Source organism: Burkholderia sp. RF4-BP95, from assembly GCF_001521985.1.
GTDB classification, from domain to species: Bacteria; Pseudomonadota; Gammaproteobacteria; order Burkholderiales; family Burkholderiaceae; genus Burkholderia; species Burkholderia diffusa.
Genome location: NZ_LOSX01000018.1, coordinates 106,690 through 123,447 on the forward strand (window position 1 = coordinate 106,690; position 16,758 = coordinate 123,447).

14 protein-coding genes and 1 riboswitch are annotated in these 16,758 nt (G+C 69.4%); of the genes, 10 read left to right on the forward strand and 4 right to left on the reverse strand.

Going from position 1 to position 16,758, the window contains the following annotated elements; translation table 11 throughout:
- Positions 1–14 precede the first annotated feature (14 nt).
- The 9 genes from WS46_RS35050 (at position 15) to WS46_RS05255 (ending at position 10,915) form a co-directional block, all read left to right on the forward strand.
- A complete protein-coding gene (locus WS46_RS35050; protein ID WP_156443075.1) occupies positions 15–230 on the forward strand; it encodes a hypothetical protein in 216 nt (71 codons plus the stop codon).
- A gap of 256 nt (positions 231–486) precedes the next feature.
- On the forward strand, positions 487–1,620 hold the full coding sequence (locus WS46_RS05220; RefSeq protein WP_059689502.1) for a hybrid sensor histidine kinase/response regulator: 1,134 nt from the start codon (positions 487–489) through the stop codon (positions 1,618–1,620).
- A gap of 123 nt (positions 1,621–1,743) precedes the next feature.
- A complete protein-coding gene (locus tag WS46_RS05225; RefSeq protein ID WP_059689503.1) occupies positions 1,744–3,420 on the forward strand; it encodes a methyl-accepting chemotaxis protein in 1,677 nt (558 codons plus the stop codon).
- Positions 3,417–3,929: a chemotaxis protein CheW gene (locus WS46_RS05230; protein WP_059689504.1), complete on the forward strand. Its 513-nt coding sequence runs from the start codon at positions 3,417–3,419 to the stop codon at positions 3,927–3,929. The genes WS46_RS05225 and WS46_RS05230 overlap by 4 nt, the downstream gene beginning before the upstream one ends.
- Positions 3,926–5,350: a protein-glutamate O-methyltransferase CheR gene (locus tag WS46_RS05235; RefSeq protein WP_059689505.1), complete on the forward strand. Its 1,425-nt coding sequence runs from the start codon at positions 3,926–3,928 to the stop codon at positions 5,348–5,350. The genes WS46_RS05230 and WS46_RS05235 overlap by 4 nt, the downstream gene beginning before the upstream one ends.
- 45 nt (positions 5,351–5,395) lie before the next feature.
- On the forward strand, positions 5,396–6,100 hold the full coding sequence (locus WS46_RS05240; protein ID WP_059689506.1) for a chemotaxis protein CheW: 705 nt from the start codon (positions 5,396–5,398) through the stop codon (positions 6,098–6,100).
- The gene (locus WS46_RS05245) at positions 6,097–8,418 is read left to right on the forward strand and encodes a hybrid sensor histidine kinase/response regulator (RefSeq protein WP_059689507.1); all 2,322 of its coding nucleotides are present in this window, start codon (positions 6,097–6,099) and stop codon (positions 8,416–8,418) included. The genes WS46_RS05240 and WS46_RS05245 overlap by 4 nt, the downstream gene beginning before the upstream one ends.
- Positions 8,415–9,434 carry a chemotaxis response regulator protein-glutamate methylesterase gene (locus WS46_RS05250; protein ID WP_059689508.1) on the forward strand — a complete coding sequence of 340 codons (1,020 nt, stop codon included), beginning with the start codon at positions 8,415–8,417 and terminating at the stop codon, positions 9,432–9,434. The genes WS46_RS05245 and WS46_RS05250 overlap by 4 nt, the downstream gene beginning before the upstream one ends.
- A 57-nt stretch (positions 9,435–9,491) precedes the next feature.
- A riboswitch (Fluoride riboswitch) is annotated at positions 9,492–9,594 on the forward strand.
- 79 nt (positions 9,595–9,673) lie between these two features.
- A complete protein-coding gene (locus tag WS46_RS05255; protein WP_059689509.1) occupies positions 9,674–10,915 on the forward strand; it encodes a voltage-gated chloride channel family protein in 1,242 nt (413 codons plus the stop codon).
- 88 nt (positions 10,916–11,003) lie between these two features.
- On the opposite strand, the gene WS46_RS05260 is transcribed toward WS46_RS05255, so the two are convergent.
- Both WS46_RS05260 and WS46_RS05265 read right to left on the reverse strand, forming a co-directional pair.
- Positions 11,004–11,717, reverse strand: coding sequence for a riboflavin synthase (locus WS46_RS05260; RefSeq protein WP_059531652.1), 714 nt, complete (start codon positions 11,715–11,717; stop codon positions 11,004–11,006).
- A gap of 115 nt (positions 11,718–11,832) precedes the next feature.
- The gene (locus WS46_RS05265; RefSeq protein ID WP_059689510.1) at positions 11,833–13,695 is read right to left on the reverse strand and encodes an ABC transporter ATP-binding protein; all 1,863 of its coding nucleotides are present in this window, start codon (positions 13,693–13,695) and stop codon (positions 11,833–11,835) included.
- Between the two features lie 486 nt (positions 13,696–14,181).
- On the opposite strand from WS46_RS05265, the gene WS46_RS05270 reads away from it, so the two are divergent.
- Positions 14,182–15,063, forward strand: coding sequence for a Dyp-type peroxidase (locus WS46_RS05270; protein ID WP_059531647.1), 882 nt, complete (start codon positions 14,182–14,184; stop codon positions 15,061–15,063).
- 100 nt (positions 15,064–15,163) lie between these two features.
- Here WS46_RS05270 and WS46_RS05275 read toward each other — a convergent pair whose 3' ends face one another.
- Together WS46_RS05275 and WS46_RS05280 are read right to left on the reverse strand one after the other, a co-directional pair.
- Positions 15,164–15,565 carry an OsmC family protein gene (locus WS46_RS05275; protein WP_059466564.1) on the reverse strand — a complete coding sequence of 134 codons (402 nt, stop codon included), beginning with the start codon at positions 15,563–15,565 and terminating at the stop codon, positions 15,164–15,166.
- A gap of 118 nt (positions 15,566–15,683) precedes the next feature.
- Positions 15,684–16,604 carry a LysR family transcriptional regulator gene (locus WS46_RS05280; protein ID WP_059689511.1) on the reverse strand — a complete coding sequence of 307 codons (921 nt, stop codon included), beginning with the start codon at positions 16,602–16,604 and terminating at the stop codon, positions 15,684–15,686.
- Between the last annotated feature and the right edge of the window lie 154 nt (positions 16,605–16,758).

The following is a 16,758-nucleotide window of genomic DNA, read 5'->3' on the forward strand; positions in this document are numbered from 1 at the left end:
GAACGCGCGGCCGCGTGGCCGCGCCGATCGTGTTCGTCGCGCGGTGCCGCGAGCCTTCGCGTCGCGCCGATCCAGGCGCGGCGCACGATTTTCCCCCTTCCATCTCTCCCGATTCCGCCGCATCGGAATCCGGCCCCAAAGCGTTCGACACGACGGCCTTGCAGCGCATGCAAACCTCGCGGCGCCGGCTTCGCAAACGTTATCGTCTTTCGCATCCGGAAATGATCTGATTTATCTGAATCCCGCTCTTTCACCATATTTGGCAAAACTAAACCGGAAGGAGATAGATGCTGTGTTCTAATTTCATTTAGAATCAGCCGGTTATCTTTATTGAGAGAAAGCGCGCGGAGGTAATGCGACCGTCGTCGGGGTGAATTCGGCGCTCGGATCCCCGCGAGGCAATGCCGACAGGCCAGATCGGCAACAATTGGCGGATTTCTCCGCCGCCAGTTTTAAGATGGCGTCCAAGTCGGATAAACAACTCCTATGAAAGAATCAATTGGAGATTTGGCGTTTGAAACGGTATTTATGAAAGAATCCAGCGGTGAAAATGCGCCGGATTGTCTGGAGTCGGGGCTATCGGTTCTGCTCGTCGACGATCAGCCGTTCGTCGGCGAGGTGATCCGCCGCGCATTGCGCAGCGAGCACGATATCGACCTGCATGTGTGCACGGACGCACATCGGGCGATGGCGGTCGCGCGCGACGTGAAGCCGACGGTCATCCTGCAGGATCTCGTGATGCCGGAAATCGACGGCCTCGACCTTGTTCGCGCGTGGCGCGCGGACACCGACACCGCACGCGTGCCGATCATCGTGCTGTCGGCGAAGGAGGAGCCGATCGTCAAGCGCGAGGCGTTCATCGCCGGCGCGAACGACTACCTCGTGAAGCTCCCGGACGCGATGGAGCTGACCGCGCGCATCCGCTATCACTCGAATTCGTACCTGATGTCGCGCCAGCGCGACGAAGCGCTGGATTTCCTGTCGCACGACATGCGTTCGCCGCAGACGTCGATCCTCGCGCTGCTCGAGGTCTACCGGAGCGAGCACGGCGACATGCCGCCGATCATGGAGCGCATTGCCGGCCACGCACGGCGCGCGCTCGCGCTCGCCGACGGCTTCATCCACCTGACCCGCGCGCAGTCGGAACGCCGCGCGCACGAGGTCCTGAGTCTCAACGAGATCGTGCTCGACGCCGTCGACCAGCTGTGGGAGAAGGCGGCCGGATTCGGCAGCCGGGTATTTGCCCACGTGCCCGGCACCGAGTGCGTGACGATGGGCGACCGCATGATGCTCACGCGCGCGGTCGCGAACCTGATCGACAACGCGCTGAAGTACGGCCCGGCCGGCACGGACGTGCACTGCACGCTGAGCGACGACGGCGGTGCGTGGCTGATCGGCGTCGAGGACGCCGGCTCCGGCATCGCGCCCGAGCAGCGCACGGCCGCGACCGAGTCGTTCGTGCGGCTCGAATCCGCGCATGGCGCGGCGCGCAGCGGCTTCGGCCTCGGGCTTGCGTTCGTCCGCGCGACGGCCGCGCGGCATCGCGGCCAGATCCTGATGCGCAATACGGCGCGCGGCTTCATGGTCGCGCTTCGGCTGCCGGCGCAAGCGGAGCGATGATTTCGCGGCGCGGCCGGCCGGTGCCGCGCCGCCCGCAGACCCCGATGCGCTCGTGGCGCGCCGTCCGGCGCGCGGGCGGGCGCGGTTTTTTTCAACGCTGATTTTAGAAAGCCCATAACGAACATGGCCACCGTGACGCCTCGCGCGACCAATGAAAGCCTGCATCCGACGATCGGCGCCGCCCGGCTGACGCTCGGCAACCGTATCCTGTTCAGCTTCGGCGTGTTGTTCGTGCTGATGCTGGTGACGGCCGGCGTGTCCTACGAGCGCCTGCGTGCGATCAACACCGAGGCCGTCAGCATCGAACGCGATTCGCTGCCGGGCGTGTATCTGGCGGCGTCGCTGCGCGGGGCGGTCAACGAATCGTTCGCGACGCTGCAGCAGGCGACGTTCGTCGACACCGATCCCGAACTCGTGCAGCGTGATTTCGCGAAGATCGGCGAGACGCTCAAGGAGATCGAGTCGTTGTCGGTCGACTATCAGAACACGACGTTCCGCGATGACGACCGTCAGCGCTTCGCGGCGTTTCGCGGCGCCTTCGACCGCTACCTGCCGCTGCTGAACGACGCGGTGCAGAAGAGCCGCGCGTCGCGCGAGGAGGCCGTCGCCGCTTATGCGAAGGTGCAGCCTGCGTGGGCCGAGGTCGTGCGCAACGCGAATATCCTGGTGCAGGAAAACCGCAAGTTCGCCGACCAGTCCGCGAAATTGATCCGCGAATCCGTGCAGGACACCGAGATCGTCCTCGCGACCGCGCTGGCGATCGTGCTGCTGTCCGCGCTGGGGCTGGGCTACGGGCTGTACCGTTCCGTCACCGTGCCGATGGCGCGGCTCGTCGAGGTGCACGACGTGATGCGCACCGGCAACCTGACGCGCCGCCTCGACCTGCGCCGCCGCGACGAGTTCGGCACGCTCGAGACGGGCTTCAACCGAATGGCCGACGAGCTGACCGAGCTGGTCGCGCGCGCGCAGCAATCGTCGCTGCAGGTGACGACGTCGGTCGCCGAAATCGCGGCGACGTCGCGCGAGCAGCAGGCGACCGCGAACGAGACCGCGGCGACCACGACCGAGATCGGCGCGACCTCGCGCGAGATCTTCGCGACGTCGCGCGACCTGCTGCGCACGATGAACGAGGTGGCCGGCGTGGCCGAGCAGTCGGCGACGCTCGCCGGCGTGAGCCAGAGCGGCCTCACGCGGATGGGCGAGACGATGCGCAGCGTGATGGACGCGGCCGGTTCGGTGAACGCGAAGCTCGCGATCCTCAACGAGAAGGCGCTGAACATCAACCAGGTCGTCGCGACGATCACCAAGGTGGCCGACCAGACCAACCTGCTGTCGCTGAACGCGGCGATCGAGGCCGAGAAGGCCGGCGAATACGGCCGCGGCTTCGCGGTCGTCGCGACCGAGATCCGCCGCCTCGCCGACCAGACGGCGGTGGCGACGTACGACATCGAGCAGACGGTGAAGGAGATCCAGTCGGCCGTGTCGGCGGGCGTGATGGGGATGGACAAGTTCTCGGAGGAAGTGCGCCGCGGGATGCTCGACGTGCAGCAGGTCGGCGGACAGCTGTCGCAGATCATCGCCGAGGTGCAGACGCTCGCGCCGCGCTTCCAGATGGTCAACGAAGGGATGCAGACCCAGGCGAACGGCGCCGAGCAGATCACGCAGGCGCTGTCGCAGCTGTCGGAGGCCGCGCAGCAGACGGCCGAATCGCTGCGCCAGTCGTCGCAGGCGATCGACGACCTGACGCTCGTCGCGAACCAGTTGCGCACCAGCGTGTCGCGCTTCAAGGTCGACGCGTGACGCGCGCCGAGTCGCACGGCGGCGCGCACGCGCTGTTCCTGATGTTCGAGCTCGACGGCGAGCGCTATGCGCTCGACGCGGCCGACATCGACGAGGTGCTGCCGCTTGCGACCGCCAAGGCCGTGCCCGGCGCGCCCGAATGGATTGCCGGGCTGCTGATGCGCGGCGGTCAGCCCGTGCCCGTGATCGACGTGCCGATGCTGGCGCTCGGGCGGCGCGCGCATGCGCTGCGGTCGACGCGGCTGGTGATGGCGCGCTATCGCGTCGGGCAGCCCGACCGCGATCGCGTGGTCGGCCTGATCGTCGAGCGCGCGACGCAGACGCTGCGGATCGACCGCACCGCGTTCCGCGCCAGCGGCGTGTCGACCGCGCGCACGCGCTGGCTCGGGCGCGTCGCGAACACGCCGGACGGGATCGTGCAGCAGGTCTCGGTGTCCGACCTGATCGACGACGTCGCGCGCCTGTATCTGTCCGACGGCCTGCCGGGCCACGGAGGGGAGTCCGCATGAAAGAACCCGATTCGCGATTTCGCGGCTGGCTGCTGCGCGAGACCGGCATCGACCCCGATTCGCTCGGCAACGACTTCCTGAGCCGCGCGCTGACGGAGCGCGTGCAGGCGCTGCAGGGCGACGGCGAGCGCCTGCCGTCGGCGGCGCGGCCGCCCGTCACGCCGGAAGCGCTCGACGCCTACTGGCAGCAGCTCAACGCGTCGGCCGACGAGCGGCGCGCGCTGATCGAACTGTTCGTCGTACCGGAGACGTGGTTCTTCCGCGATCGCGAGGCGTTCGCCACGCTCGCGCGGCTCGCGGCCGAGCGGCTTGCCGCGATGCCCGGGCGCGTGATCCGCGTGCTGAGCGCGCCGTGCTCGACCGGCGAGGAACCGTATTCGGCGGCGATGGCGCTGCTCGACGCGGGGCTCGATCCGGCCAGCTTCACGATCGACGCGATCGACCTGAGCGCGCGCGCGATCGAACAGGCGCGGCTCGGCTGCTACGGGCGCAATGCGTTTCGCGGCACGTCGACCGAGTTCCGCGGCCGCTACTTCACGCCGGTCGCCGACGGCTGGCTGCTCGACGAGCGCGTGCGCGCGTGCGTGCAGTTTCGCCAGGCGAACCTGGTCGAACCGGGCCCCGACACGGGCATCCGCTACGACTTCGTGTTCTGTCGCAACGTGCTGATCTATTTCGACCGCGACGCACAGGATCGCGTGATCGATTCGCTCGAAAACTCGCTCGCCGACGACGGGATGCTGTTCGTCGGTCCCGCCGAAACGGGCGTCGCGATGCGGCACGGGATGCGCTCGGCGCGCGTGCCGCTGGCGTTCGCGTTTCATCGCGTGCGCGGCGGCGCTGCGGCGGACGGCCAGGCGGCACCGATGTCCGCGATCGCGCCGCACCGTCGCGCCGAGCGCTTCACGGTGGCGCCGCCGGCCGCGACGCGCCCGCTGCTGGCCGTCGTGCCGCCGACGTGGAGCGATGCCGCGCCGTCGCGCGCCGCGTTCGCGCCGGCCGAGCGCCCGACGGCGCTCGAGCCGCGGGCCGACCTGCACGCCGACTCGCCGGCCCGGGGGGCCAACGTGACCAACGTGCCCGACACGCCCGAGCCGGCGACACCGGCCGGCGGCAGCGCCGCACCGACGCTCGAGGAAGCGCAGGCGCTGGCCAACGCGGGCGCGTTCGACGAGGCAGAGCGCGTGCTCGCGCAGTTCTCCGCGCACGCCGGGCCGCACGCCGACGCGTTCTACCTGAACGGGCTGATCGCGGATGCGCGCGGGCGCGTCGCGGAAGCGGGCGACTTCTACCGGAAGGCGCTGTATCTGCGGCCGACGCATCACGAAGCGCTGACGCATCTCGCGACCTTGCTCGACGTCGGCGGCGACGGCGCCGGCGCGCGATGGCTGCTCGAGCGTGCGCGACGCTCGGCCGGATAACGGGAATACGGGTTGGGAGCCGACATCGGGATGACCGAGGAAAGAATGAACCGCGACGCCGTTGCCACTGACGACACGACGCTCGGCGTCGACGATTGCTGGAACCGGATCGGCACGCACGGCGACCGCTCGTGCGAGCGGCTGGCCGAGTGCCTGCGCTGCCTGAACTGTCCGGTCTACGCGTATCACGCGGCGAAGCTGCTCGAGCGCCCGCTCGGCGTCGCCGAGATGGCCGACGCCACGCAGCGGATCAGCGCGTTCGACGCGACCCGCGCGCATGGCGACGACGATACGCGCCAGGCGGCGCTGGCGTTTCGCGTCGCCGACGAATGGCTCGCGCTGCCGATCGGCGTGCTGCGCGAGATCGCCGGCACGCGTCCGATCCATTCGCTGCCGTATCGCCGTCATTCGGCCGTGCGCGGCGTGGTCAACATTCGCGGCACGCTGCGCATCGCGATCTCGATCGGCGCGCTGCTCGGCCTCGACGCGGGCAAGGGCGGCAACGGCGGCGCGGACGGCCGTTTCACGCGGCTGCTGGTCGCCGCGCACCAGGGCGAGCCGGTCGTGTTTCCTGTCGACGAAGTCGAGGGCGTGTTGCGCTTCAGCGCATCCGAATGGGTGCCCGTGCCGGCGACGGTCGGGCGCGCGAGCGCCGGCCTGTCGCGCGGCGTGCTGTCGTGGCGCGGCAAGTCGGTGGGCCTGCTCGACGACGATCGGCTGTTCGACGCCGTGACACGGAGCATGCGATGAGCGGCGATGACGATCTGAGTCACCTGTCCCTGCTCGAGCTGTATCGCGAGGAAACGCGCACGCAGACCCAGGCGCTGTCCGAACGCCTGCTCGCGCTCGAATCGGGCGAGCCCGACTCCGTCGCGCTCGAGGCGTGCATGCGCGCCGCGCATTCGCTGAAGGGCGCCGCACGCATCGTCGGCGTGCCGCTCGGCGTCGACATCGCGGGGCGCATGGAAGAATGCTTCGTCGCCGCGCAGGCCGGCACGATCGCGCTGACGGCCACGCACGTCGACGTGCTGCTCGCCGGCGTCGACCTGCTGGTGCGCGTCGCCGATCCGCAGGCGCAGCCCGTGTCGTCGACGGAGATCGAGGCGTTCGCGCTGGCGCTGACGGGCGCCGACGGCGCGCACGCGATGCCGGTCTCGGCCTCGGCCTCGGCCTTCGCGCCGCCGACGGCGCCGCCGTCCGTCGTGCCGCATCGCGAGCATGACGGCGCCGCGAACGAATCCGTGGGGGCCGGCGCCGCGGTGCCGCCGCTCGCCGTGTCGGCGGCCGTGCCCGATCCGGTCCAGGCCGGCCGCGCGGCCGGCGCGGGCGCGATGCGCCGCGTGCGGGCCGATACGCTGAACCGGCTGCTGAGCCTGTCCGGCGAGTCGCTCGTCGAATCGCGCTGGCTCAAGCCGTTCGCGGAGTCGATGCTGCGCGTGAAGCGTGCGCAGCGCGATGCGGCCCGTTCGCTCGATCTGTTGTACGAACAGTTTGCCGACGACCTCGACGCGGGCGTGCTCGCGTCGGTGAACGAAGTGCGGCACATGCTCAACGACCTGCAGCGCTCGCTCGCCGAGCGCATGGACGAATTCGACCGCTTCGAGCGGCGCAGCACGCACATCGCCGAGCAGCTGTACGACGAGGCGCTGCAGTGCCGGATGCGGCCGTTCGGCGACGCGACGCGCGCGTATCCGCGCATCGTCCGCGATCTCGCGCGCTCGCTCGGCAAGCAGGTGCGCTTCTCGATCGTCGGCGAAGGCACGCAGGTCGACCGCGACATCCTCGACCTGCTCGACGCGCCGCTCGGCCACCTGCTGCGCAACGCGATCGATCACGGCGTCGACGCGCCCGACGCGCGTCGCGCCCGCGGCAAGCCGGCCGAGGCGAGCGTCACGCTGGAGGCGCGCCACAGCGCCGGCTCGCTGCTCGTCAGCGTGATCGACGACGGGCCGGGCGTGGACATGGACGCATTGCGCGCGGCGGTCGTGCGCCAGCGCCTGACCGACGACGAGACGGCCGCGCGGCTGTCCGATCCCGAACTGCTCGAATTCCTGCTGCTGCCGGGCTTCTCGATGCGCGACGCGGTGACCGACGTGTCGGGGCGCGGCGTCGGCCTCGACGCCGTGCAGGAAATGGTGCGCGGCGTGCGCGGCGCGGTGCGCATCTTCAACGAGCCCGGCGCGGGCATGCGCTTCGTGCTGCAGCTGCCGCTCACGCTGTCGGTGATCCGCAGCCTGCTGGTCGAGGTCGGCGGCGAGCCGTACGCGTTCCCGCTCGCGCACGTGCGCCGCACGCTCGAACTGTCGCACGACGACATCGACGTGCTCGAAGGGCAGCCGCATTTTCCGTTCGACGGCCGGCGCGCGGGCCTCGTCGGCGCGCATCAGCTGCTCGATGCGGGCGAACCCAACGTCGCGCGCGCGAGCACGGCGGTCGTGGTCGTCGGCGGCGAGCCCGAACTCTACGGTGTCGCCGTGGACCGCTTCCTCGGCGAACGGATGCTCGTCGTGCAGCCGCTCGACAGCCGCCTGAACAAGATCCAGAACATCGCGGCCGGTGCGTTGCTCGAGAACGGCGACCCGGTGCTGATCGTCGATGTCGAGGACCTGATCCGCTCCGTCGACAAGCTCGTGCGCGGCGGACAGCTCGCGAAGCTCAAGCGCGATCCGCAGCTCGCGCTCGCCGACCGGCGCCGCCGCGTGCTCGTCGTCGACGATTCGCTGACGGTGCGCGAGCTCGAACGCAAGCTGCTGGAAAAGCGCGGCTATGACGTGACCGTGGCGGTCGACGGGATGGACGGCTGGAACGCGGTGCGCAGCGACGCGTTCGATCTGGTCGTCACCGACGTCGACATGCCGCGCATGGACGGGATCGAACTCGTCACGCTGATCAAGGGCGATCCGATGCTCAAGCGCGTGCCGGTGATGATCGTGTCGTACAAGGATCGCGACGAGGATCGCCGGCGCGGGCTCGACGCAGGCGCCGACTACTACCTCGCGAAGAGCAGTTTCCACGACGAGGCGCTGCTCGATGCGGTGCACGACCTGATCGGGGATGCACGCGGATGAACATCGGCATCGTCAACGATTTGCCGCTCGCGGTCGAGGCGCTGCGCCGCGTGATCGCGCTGCGCACCGATCATCGCGTGCTGTGGGTGGCGACCGACGGCGACGAGGCGGTGGATTTCTGCGTCGCGCATCCGCCCGACCTCGTGCTGATGGATCTCGTGATGCCGAAGCTCGACGGCGTGGCCGCGACGCGGCAGATCATGGCGCGCGCGCCGTGCGCGATCCTGGTCGTGACCGCAAGCGTCAGCGCGAACACGTCGTCGGTCTACGAGGCGATGGGCGCCGGCGCGCTCGACGCAGTCGACACGCCGACGCTCGCGCTCGGCCTGCCGTCGGATGCGGGGCCGCAGCCGCTGCTCGCGAAGATCGACCAGATCGGCCGGCTGCTCGAAAGCCGGACCGTGACGCTCGTGCCGCCCGGGCCGGCCCTCGCGCGCGGCCTGCCGACGCTGATCGCGATCGGCGCGTCGGCAGGCGGGCCGACCGCGCTCACCGCGCTGCTGCGCGCGCTGCCGGCGGATTTTCCGGCTGCGCTCGTGATCGTGCAGCACGTCGACCAGGCGTTCGCGCTCGGCATGGCGGAGTGGCTCGACGGTTATACGCGGCTGCCCGTGCGTGTCGCGCGGGAGGGCAGCGTGCCGCGGGCGGGCGAGGTGCTGCTCGCGGCGACCAACGATCATTTGTACATGTCGCCGCGCGGCGTGCTCGGCTATACGCGGCATCCGGCCGAGACGCCGTACCGGCCGTCGATCGACGTGTTCTTCAACAGCGTCGCCGACGGCTGGCAGGGCGACGCGCTCGGCGTGCTGTTGACCGGAATGGGGCGCGACGGGGCGCTCGGGCTGAAGGCGATGCGCGCGAAGGGTTGCTACACGATCGCGCAGGACGAGGCGACGAGCGCCGTCTACGGGATGCCGAAGGCGGCCGCGGCGATCGGCGCCGCGTCGGCGATCCTGCCGCTCGAGCGGATCGCGCCGCAACTGATCTCGCGCGTGACGCGCATGCCGCTCGACTGACGGCGCGCGGCCCCGGCGGGGCCGCGTTGCAGGCGCCGCGCGGCGTCGCGTACAATTGCCGCCTGCGGAGATGGCATGCCTCCCTGCGGTCGATCCCGGCGCGTCGCGCGCGGTTCGGCCCTCAACCGCCGGTTGCCCGGCTGATGATGCCTGCGTGTTCCTGGGTCGTCAGGAGGTCGCAGGCCGTCCATGCGGTATTCTGCCGCCCAGGTTTTGATGTCCCGTCGAATCTGGAAATCATGTTTTTCTCGACTTCTGCCGATTTTTTCGCGACCGTGCGCTACGTGTGCCGCTGGCTCGCGCTTTCCGCTCTGCTCGGCGCGCTGGCCGGCACGGCTTCCGCGTTGTTCCTGATCGCGCTCGACTGGGCGACCGGCACGCGCGTCGCGCATCCGTGGCTGTTGTGGGGACTGCCGGCCGCCGGTTTCGCGACCGGCTGGGTCTACCACCGGTTCGGCCAGTCGGTCGCGCGCGGCAACAACCTGCTGATCGACGAAATTCACGACCCGAAGGCGCTCGTGCCGAAGCGGATGGCGCCGCTCGTGCTCGTCGCGACCGTCGTCACGCACCTGTTCGGCGGGTCGGCGGGCCGCGAAGGCACGGCCGTGCAGATGGGCGGCGCGCTCGCCGATCGCGTCACGCACCTGTTCCGGCTCGATCGCGAGCATCGGCGCGTGCTGCTGATGGGCGGCATCGCGGCCGGCTTCTCGTCGGTGTTCGGCACGCCGCTCGCGGGCGCCGTGTTCGGGCTCGAGGTGCTCGCGATCGGCCGCGTACGATACGACGCGCTGCTGACCTGCGTCGCGTCGGCGATCGTCGCGGACGTCGTGTGCCGCGCGTGGGGCGTGCATCACACCGTGTATGCGATTCCGTTCGTGCCGGCCGTGTCGGCGACGGGGCTGGCCGCGACGGTCGTCGCGGGCGTTGCGTTCGGCGTCGTCGGCCGGCTGTTCGCGTTCGCGACGCATGCGCTGACCGCATGGTTCCGCCGCGTCGTGCGCTACGCGCCGCTGCAGCCGGTGCTCGGCGGCGCGCTGGTGGCGGTCGCCGCCACCGCGCTGAACGTGCCGCAGTATCTCGGGCTCGGGATTCCGACGATCGAGGCCGCGTTTCACGGGCCGCTGCCGGCTTACGATTTTGCGGGCAAGTTCGCGTTTACCGTCGTCACGCTCGCGTCGGGATTCAAGGGCGGCGAAGTGACGCCGCTGTTCTACATCGGCGCGACGCTCGGCAACGCGCTCGGCCACGTGCTCGCGCTGCCGGTGCCGGTGCTCGCGGGACTCGGCTTCGTCGCGGTGTTCGCGGGCGCGGCCAACACGCCGATCGCATCGACGATCATGGCGATCGAACTGTTCGGCGCGGATGTCGGCGTCTATGCGATCGTCGCCTGCGTGGTCGCCTATCTGTTTTCGGGGCACGCGGGGATTTATCGATCGCAGCGGGTGGCGGTGGGGAAGGGGGCGCGGGTGGAGGCGGAGTGACGGCGGCGCGCGGGGCGGCCGACCGCGGTGTGTCGACCGAAACCGAGACCCGGTGATCGCGCCGATCACCGGGTGCGAGGGGCGTCCGTTACGCCTTCGGCAGTTTCGCGACGTTGCGCGCGAGCAGTTCCTCGATGTCGATGCCTTTCTCCGCGAGCAAGGCCGTCACGACGCCGGTCAGCTCCCCGAGCGTTTCCTTGACCGACTCGCGGATCGTATCCACGACGACCTGGGTGCTGCGCTCGATCTCGATATTGACCTTGTCGTCGACGCCTTTGGCGTCGAAGGTGGTCGCGCGTCGCGTTTCGGGAATCAGCCAGACGTCGAACCAGCCTGCGTCGCGATCGACGTCCGACACGGTGAGGCTGCAGCCGTTGATCGCGATATAGCCTTTCGCGAACACATAACGTTTGAAATCGGCCGGCACGCCGATGCGGATCATCCGGTTGTGCTCGGACGATGCGATTTGCAGGATGGTCCCCATGAAGTCGACGTGACCGGACAGCGGATGCCCGCCGATTTCCGCACCGTCCTTCGCGGCCCGTTCGACGTTGACGCGGGCGCCGGTCGTGAGGTCGGCCAGCGTGGTGATTCTCAGGCTCGGCAACATCACGTCGAAGTCGATCAGCAGCGGCGAGTGGATGGTCGTCACCGTCAGGCAGACGCCGTCGACCGAGACGCTCGCGCCGATCTCGATGTCGGTGGTGAACCGCTCGGGGAATTCGATGCTGAACGTTCTCAGTTCGCCGTGATCCTTGATGGCCTTGATGACGCCAACACCCTGAACAATGCCTGTAAACATGATCCGCCTTTCGTCGCAAATTGCCTGGCCGGTATGATAAGTGATCGCGGCGGGCGGCGTCGGGGCCGGACGCGCGGCGGCAGTTGCCGCACGTCCGGCCCCGACCGGGTTGCCGTCAAGCCTCCGCCGGCTCCCCCCGCGGGCCGGCATCGCCGCTGACCGCGCGCCGCGGCGAATCGATCAGGCCCTTCGCCAGCTCCAGCGCCTGCCGCTCGAACAGCCGGCGATAAATCCCGCCGTCGATGCGGATCAGCGCGTCGTGGTTGCCTTCCTCGATCACCTTGCCGCGATCGAGCACGAGCAGTCGGTCGAGCGAGCGCACCGTCGACAGCCGGTGCGCGACGACGAGCGTCGTGCGGCCGACCATCAGCCGCTCCATCGCCTGCTGGATCAGCACCTCGCTTTCGCTGTCGAGGCTCGACGTCGCTTCGTCGAGGATCAGGATCGGCGCATCCGCGAGGAACGCGCGCGCGATCGCGACGCGCTGGCGTTCGCCGCCCGACAGCTTGATCCCGCGCTCGCCGACGAGCGTGTCATAGCCGTCCGGCAGCGCGGCGATGAAGTCGTGCGCGCTGGCGAGACGCGCGGCGCGCTCGATCTCCGCACGGCTCGCGTCGGGACGCGCATACGCGATGTTCTCCGCCAGCGTGCGGTGGAACAGCACGGGTTCCTGCTGGACGATCGCGATCTGGCTGCGCAGCGAATCCTGCCGCACCTGCGCGATATCCTGGCCGTCGATCGTGATGCGGCCGCCCGACACGTCGTACAGACGCTGGATCAGCTTGATGAACGTCGTTTTGCCCGACCCGGAATGGCCGACGAGGCCGACACGCTCGCCGGGCGCGATGCGCATCGAGAAGTCGTCGTACAGCGGCACCGGATGATTGCCGTAGCGGAACGTCACGTGCTCGAAGCGGATCTCGCCGTGCCCGATCCGGATCGCCGGCGCGCCGGGACGATCGTCGATGCCGAGCGGCTGGCGCTCAAGCGCGACGAGCTCTTCCATGTCGTTGACCGAACGCTGCAGGTTGCGGATGTGCATGCCGACGTCGCGCAGGTAGCCCTGCAGCATGAAGAACATCGTCAGCGAGAACGCGATGTCGCCGACGCTCGCTTCGTCGTTGGCCCACAGCCGCAGCGCGACGCCGATCATCGCTGCCTGCATCGCGACGAGCATCGCACCCTGCAGCCCGCCGTTGAGCGTGCCGCGTACCCACGTGCGGCGCGTGCGCTGGCGCCACTTGCCGATCACGCGCGCGAGCCGCGCTTCCTCGCGCGTCTCCGCGCCGAACGCCTTGACGACCGCGTTGCAGCTCACCGCGTCGGCGAGTGCGCCGCCCATGCGCGTGTCCCACATGTTGCCGAGCCGCGCGGCCGGCGCGACGATGCCGAGCGACACGGCGACCGTCACCGAGATGTACAGCAGCGAACCCACGCCGACGACGAGCCCCATGACAGGCCAGTGCGTGCCGAGCAGCACCGTCGCCCCGACGAGCATCGTGACCGACGGCAGCAGTGCGATCAGCACGGTGTCGTTCAACAGGTCGAGCGCCCAGATTCCGCGCGTGATCTTGCGCACGGTCGACCCCGCGAAGCTGTTCGCGTGCCAGTCGGTCGAGAAACGCTGCACGCGATGGAACGACGCGGCGGCGATCTCGCTCATCATCTTCAGCGTGAGCGTGATGATGTTCAGGTAGACGCCCTGCCGCAACAGCGTCGCGCCGATGCCGAGCGCGGCCAGCGTGCCGAACGCGACGATGGCCGAATGCCACGCGGCGGCGCGGTCGGTCAGGCCGGTCGACAGCGCATCGACGAGGCGTCCGGCGAACAGCGGCGTGAGCACGTCGGCAAGCGCGCCGAGCAGCGCCAGGGTCGTGATCGTCGCGATGCGCACCGGCTGCTTGCGCCAGTAGCGGAACGTGAAGCCGAAGACGGCCTGGAATGCCTGGCCGCCCGGATGGGTGGTTTTTCTGGTCATGTATCGTTGCCCGGCGCATCGCGCGACGGGACTTTCCGGTTCGGAGAACGTCGAAAACGCAACAGCCCGGCCGCGCGGATGACGCGGGCGAAACGAAACGGACTGTCGGAAAAATGCGCGGGCCGGCGAGTTAGCGGAGCACTCGGGAGCCGGCGCGGACGACGGGCTGGATCAGCCGCGCCGTGGGACCACGTTCGGGAAGGCTGCTGGCATTCGGAACATCTGCACCTCCCTGAAGTGAACGGTTGAAAGGACGCCGAAAAGACGTGAAGGGATTTTATCAGCAGTGCCGGAGTCGCCGCAACGTCTGACGAATGCGGCGTTGCAGCGTCGATACGGTTAGTATTCGGGGTTTCGGCCCTTTTTCGCGCGGGTTCCGCGGTGCGGTGCCGCACGGGTCGGCGGGCCGCATCGATTACACTTTGCCGTTGCGCGCCGGCCGCCGAGGCCGCGCGGATTCACCCCCGATACATTCCTGAGGAAACGATGAGCGACGTTCAGCAAGGCATCCTGGCTCCGATCGACACGGCGGCCCGATACCTCACTTTCACGATTTCGAACAACGGCAACGTGGCAGCGGCGCTGACGGCGTTGCGCGAGCTCGTTGACGGGCGCGACACGGTCGCGGGCTTCGGACACGCGCTGGCCGCACACCTCGGGCGTCCGGTCCCGGGCCTCACCGAATATCCGGCGTTCGCGGTGAACGACCGCACGCTGCCGATCACGCCGGCCGACATCTGGGTCTGGCTGCGCGGCGACGATCGCGGCGAGCTCGTGCTGCGTGCGCGGGCGATCGAGCGGGCGCTTGCGCCGGCGTTCGCGCTGCAGGACGCGGTCGACGGATTCCGCTATTCGAACGATCGCGACCTGTCGGGTTACGAGGACGGCACCGAGAACCCGACCGGCGACGACGCGCTGGCCGCGGCGATCGTCACGGGGCAGGGCGCGGGTCTCGACGGTTCGAGCTTCGTCGCGGTTCAGCAATGGCTGCACGACTTCGACCAGATGGAGCGCATTGCGTCCGGCGACATGGATCACATCGTTGGCCGCCGCCGCTCGGACAACGAGGAACTCGACGACGCGCCCGAGTTCGCGCACGTGAAGCGCACCGCGCAGGAGAGCTTCGAGCCGGAGGCGTTCATGCTGCGCCGGTCGTCGCCGTGGTCCGACGCGCGTCGCGCGGGCCTCTACTTCGTCGCGTTCGGCTGTTCGTTCCGCGCGTTCGACGTGCAGATGCGCCGGATGAGCGGCGCGGACGACGGCATCGTCGACGGCCTGTTCCGTTTCACGCGACCGCTGACGGGCGCGTATTTCTGGTGCCCGCCGGTGAAGGACGGCAAGCTGGACCTGTCCGCGCTCGGACTCTGACCGCCGGACGACATCCGCAAACGGGCGGGTCGCGCATCGTGCGCGGCCCGCCCGTTTTGCTTGTTGCGGAGCGATCGTGTGCGGCGCGCTGCGCCGCCCGTCAGTTCAGCGTCGTTTCGATGCGCGTGCCGCGCTTGATGAACAGCGTCACCGGCGTCTTCTCGCAGATTTCCGCGAGCCGCTGGCGCTGCGCATCGTCAAGCGGGCCGTCGAGCGTCACGACGCGGCGCACGTATTGCTGTCCTTCGCGATCGGCGTGCAGTTCGGTGCGCACGTCGATGCGCACGGCCGGCCACGTCTTGCGCTGCATGTACATGCGCAGCGTCGCGGCCGTGCATTGCGCGAGGCCGGCCAGCACGAACTCGAACGGCGCCGGCCCGAGGCCCTGTCCGCCTTCGCGCGGCGCTTCGTCGCCCGTCAGCGCGTGCGTGCCGGCCTGCAGCTGGACGACGTAGTCGGGCGCGTCGGCGGCGAGGGTGGCGGCAGCATGGATGAGCGGCATGGCAAGACTCCGGTAAGCGGGAAAGAGGCGGCCGCGACGACGCGCGGCGTGCGAGCCGTCAGCATACCGTCTCGAGGAAAATCGCGGGCGCTGCGTGCGTCGACGTGGCTCGCCAGAATCAGCCGGCGACGCCGGCGCTCCGGCGCACGAGCGTGGCGACGCGTTCGCGCACCCACTGGTGCGCGCGGTCGGTTTCGCGCGACTCGTGCCAGTACGCGAGCAGCGGAAACGGCTTGAGCCGCAGCGGCAGCGGCTGCACGGCGATCGGCAGCAGCGCCGCCATGCGCAGCGCATACGTGCGCGGCAGCGTCAGCAGCAGGTCGCCCGCCGCGGCGATCTGGCAGGCGGCGAAGTAATGCTGGCAAACGAGCTGGATGTGACGGAAGCGCCCGTCGTTGCCGAGCAGCACGTCGAGCGATTGCGGTTCGCCGAGCGACGACACCGCGACATGCCGTGCGGCGAAATAGTCGCCGCGCCGCAGCGGACCGCCGGTCAACGGATGATCGTGCCGCATCGCGACGACGAGCGAATCGTCGAGCAGATGTTCGGTCGCGATGCGCGGGCCGGTCTGCACGCGTCGATCGACGGCCAGATCGAGATTGCCCGACGCGAGTTCGCGTTCGATGTCGTGCACCGCGATGCGGCGGCTCACGAATCGCAGGCCCGGCGCTTCGTCGGCGAACGCGGCGACGATCTGCGGCAGCGCGATCGATTCGAGCACGTCGCGAATGCCGACCGCGATGCTCAGGTCGAGCGTCGCCGGGTCGAATGCCGACGGGTCGCGCGCGGCGCGTTGCAGGCCGGCGAGGTGAAGCTGCACGTCCGCGATGATCGTGCGCGTGCGCTCGGTCGGCACGACGCGGTTGCCCTGGCGGACGAACAGCGGGTCGTCGAAATGCGCGCGCAGCCGGTTGAGCGCATGCGTGACGGCCGGCTGCGTCAGGTGCAGCGCACGGGCGGCCGCGCCGATGCCGCCGTGCACGTAGACGGCGTCGAGCACGCGGAACAGGTTCAGGTCGAGACGATGATCGGCGGGCACGGACGAAGTCGGCGTGGTGGACGGTGGGGCGATTCTAATGGATGCGCGAACAACGGCATGCGGGTGCGTGCGTTAGAGAGACGATCGATGCCGTTCGATGCGTGTCGATGACGATCGCCCCGATACGCGAGCGTGTGCATCCGACGCGCGATGC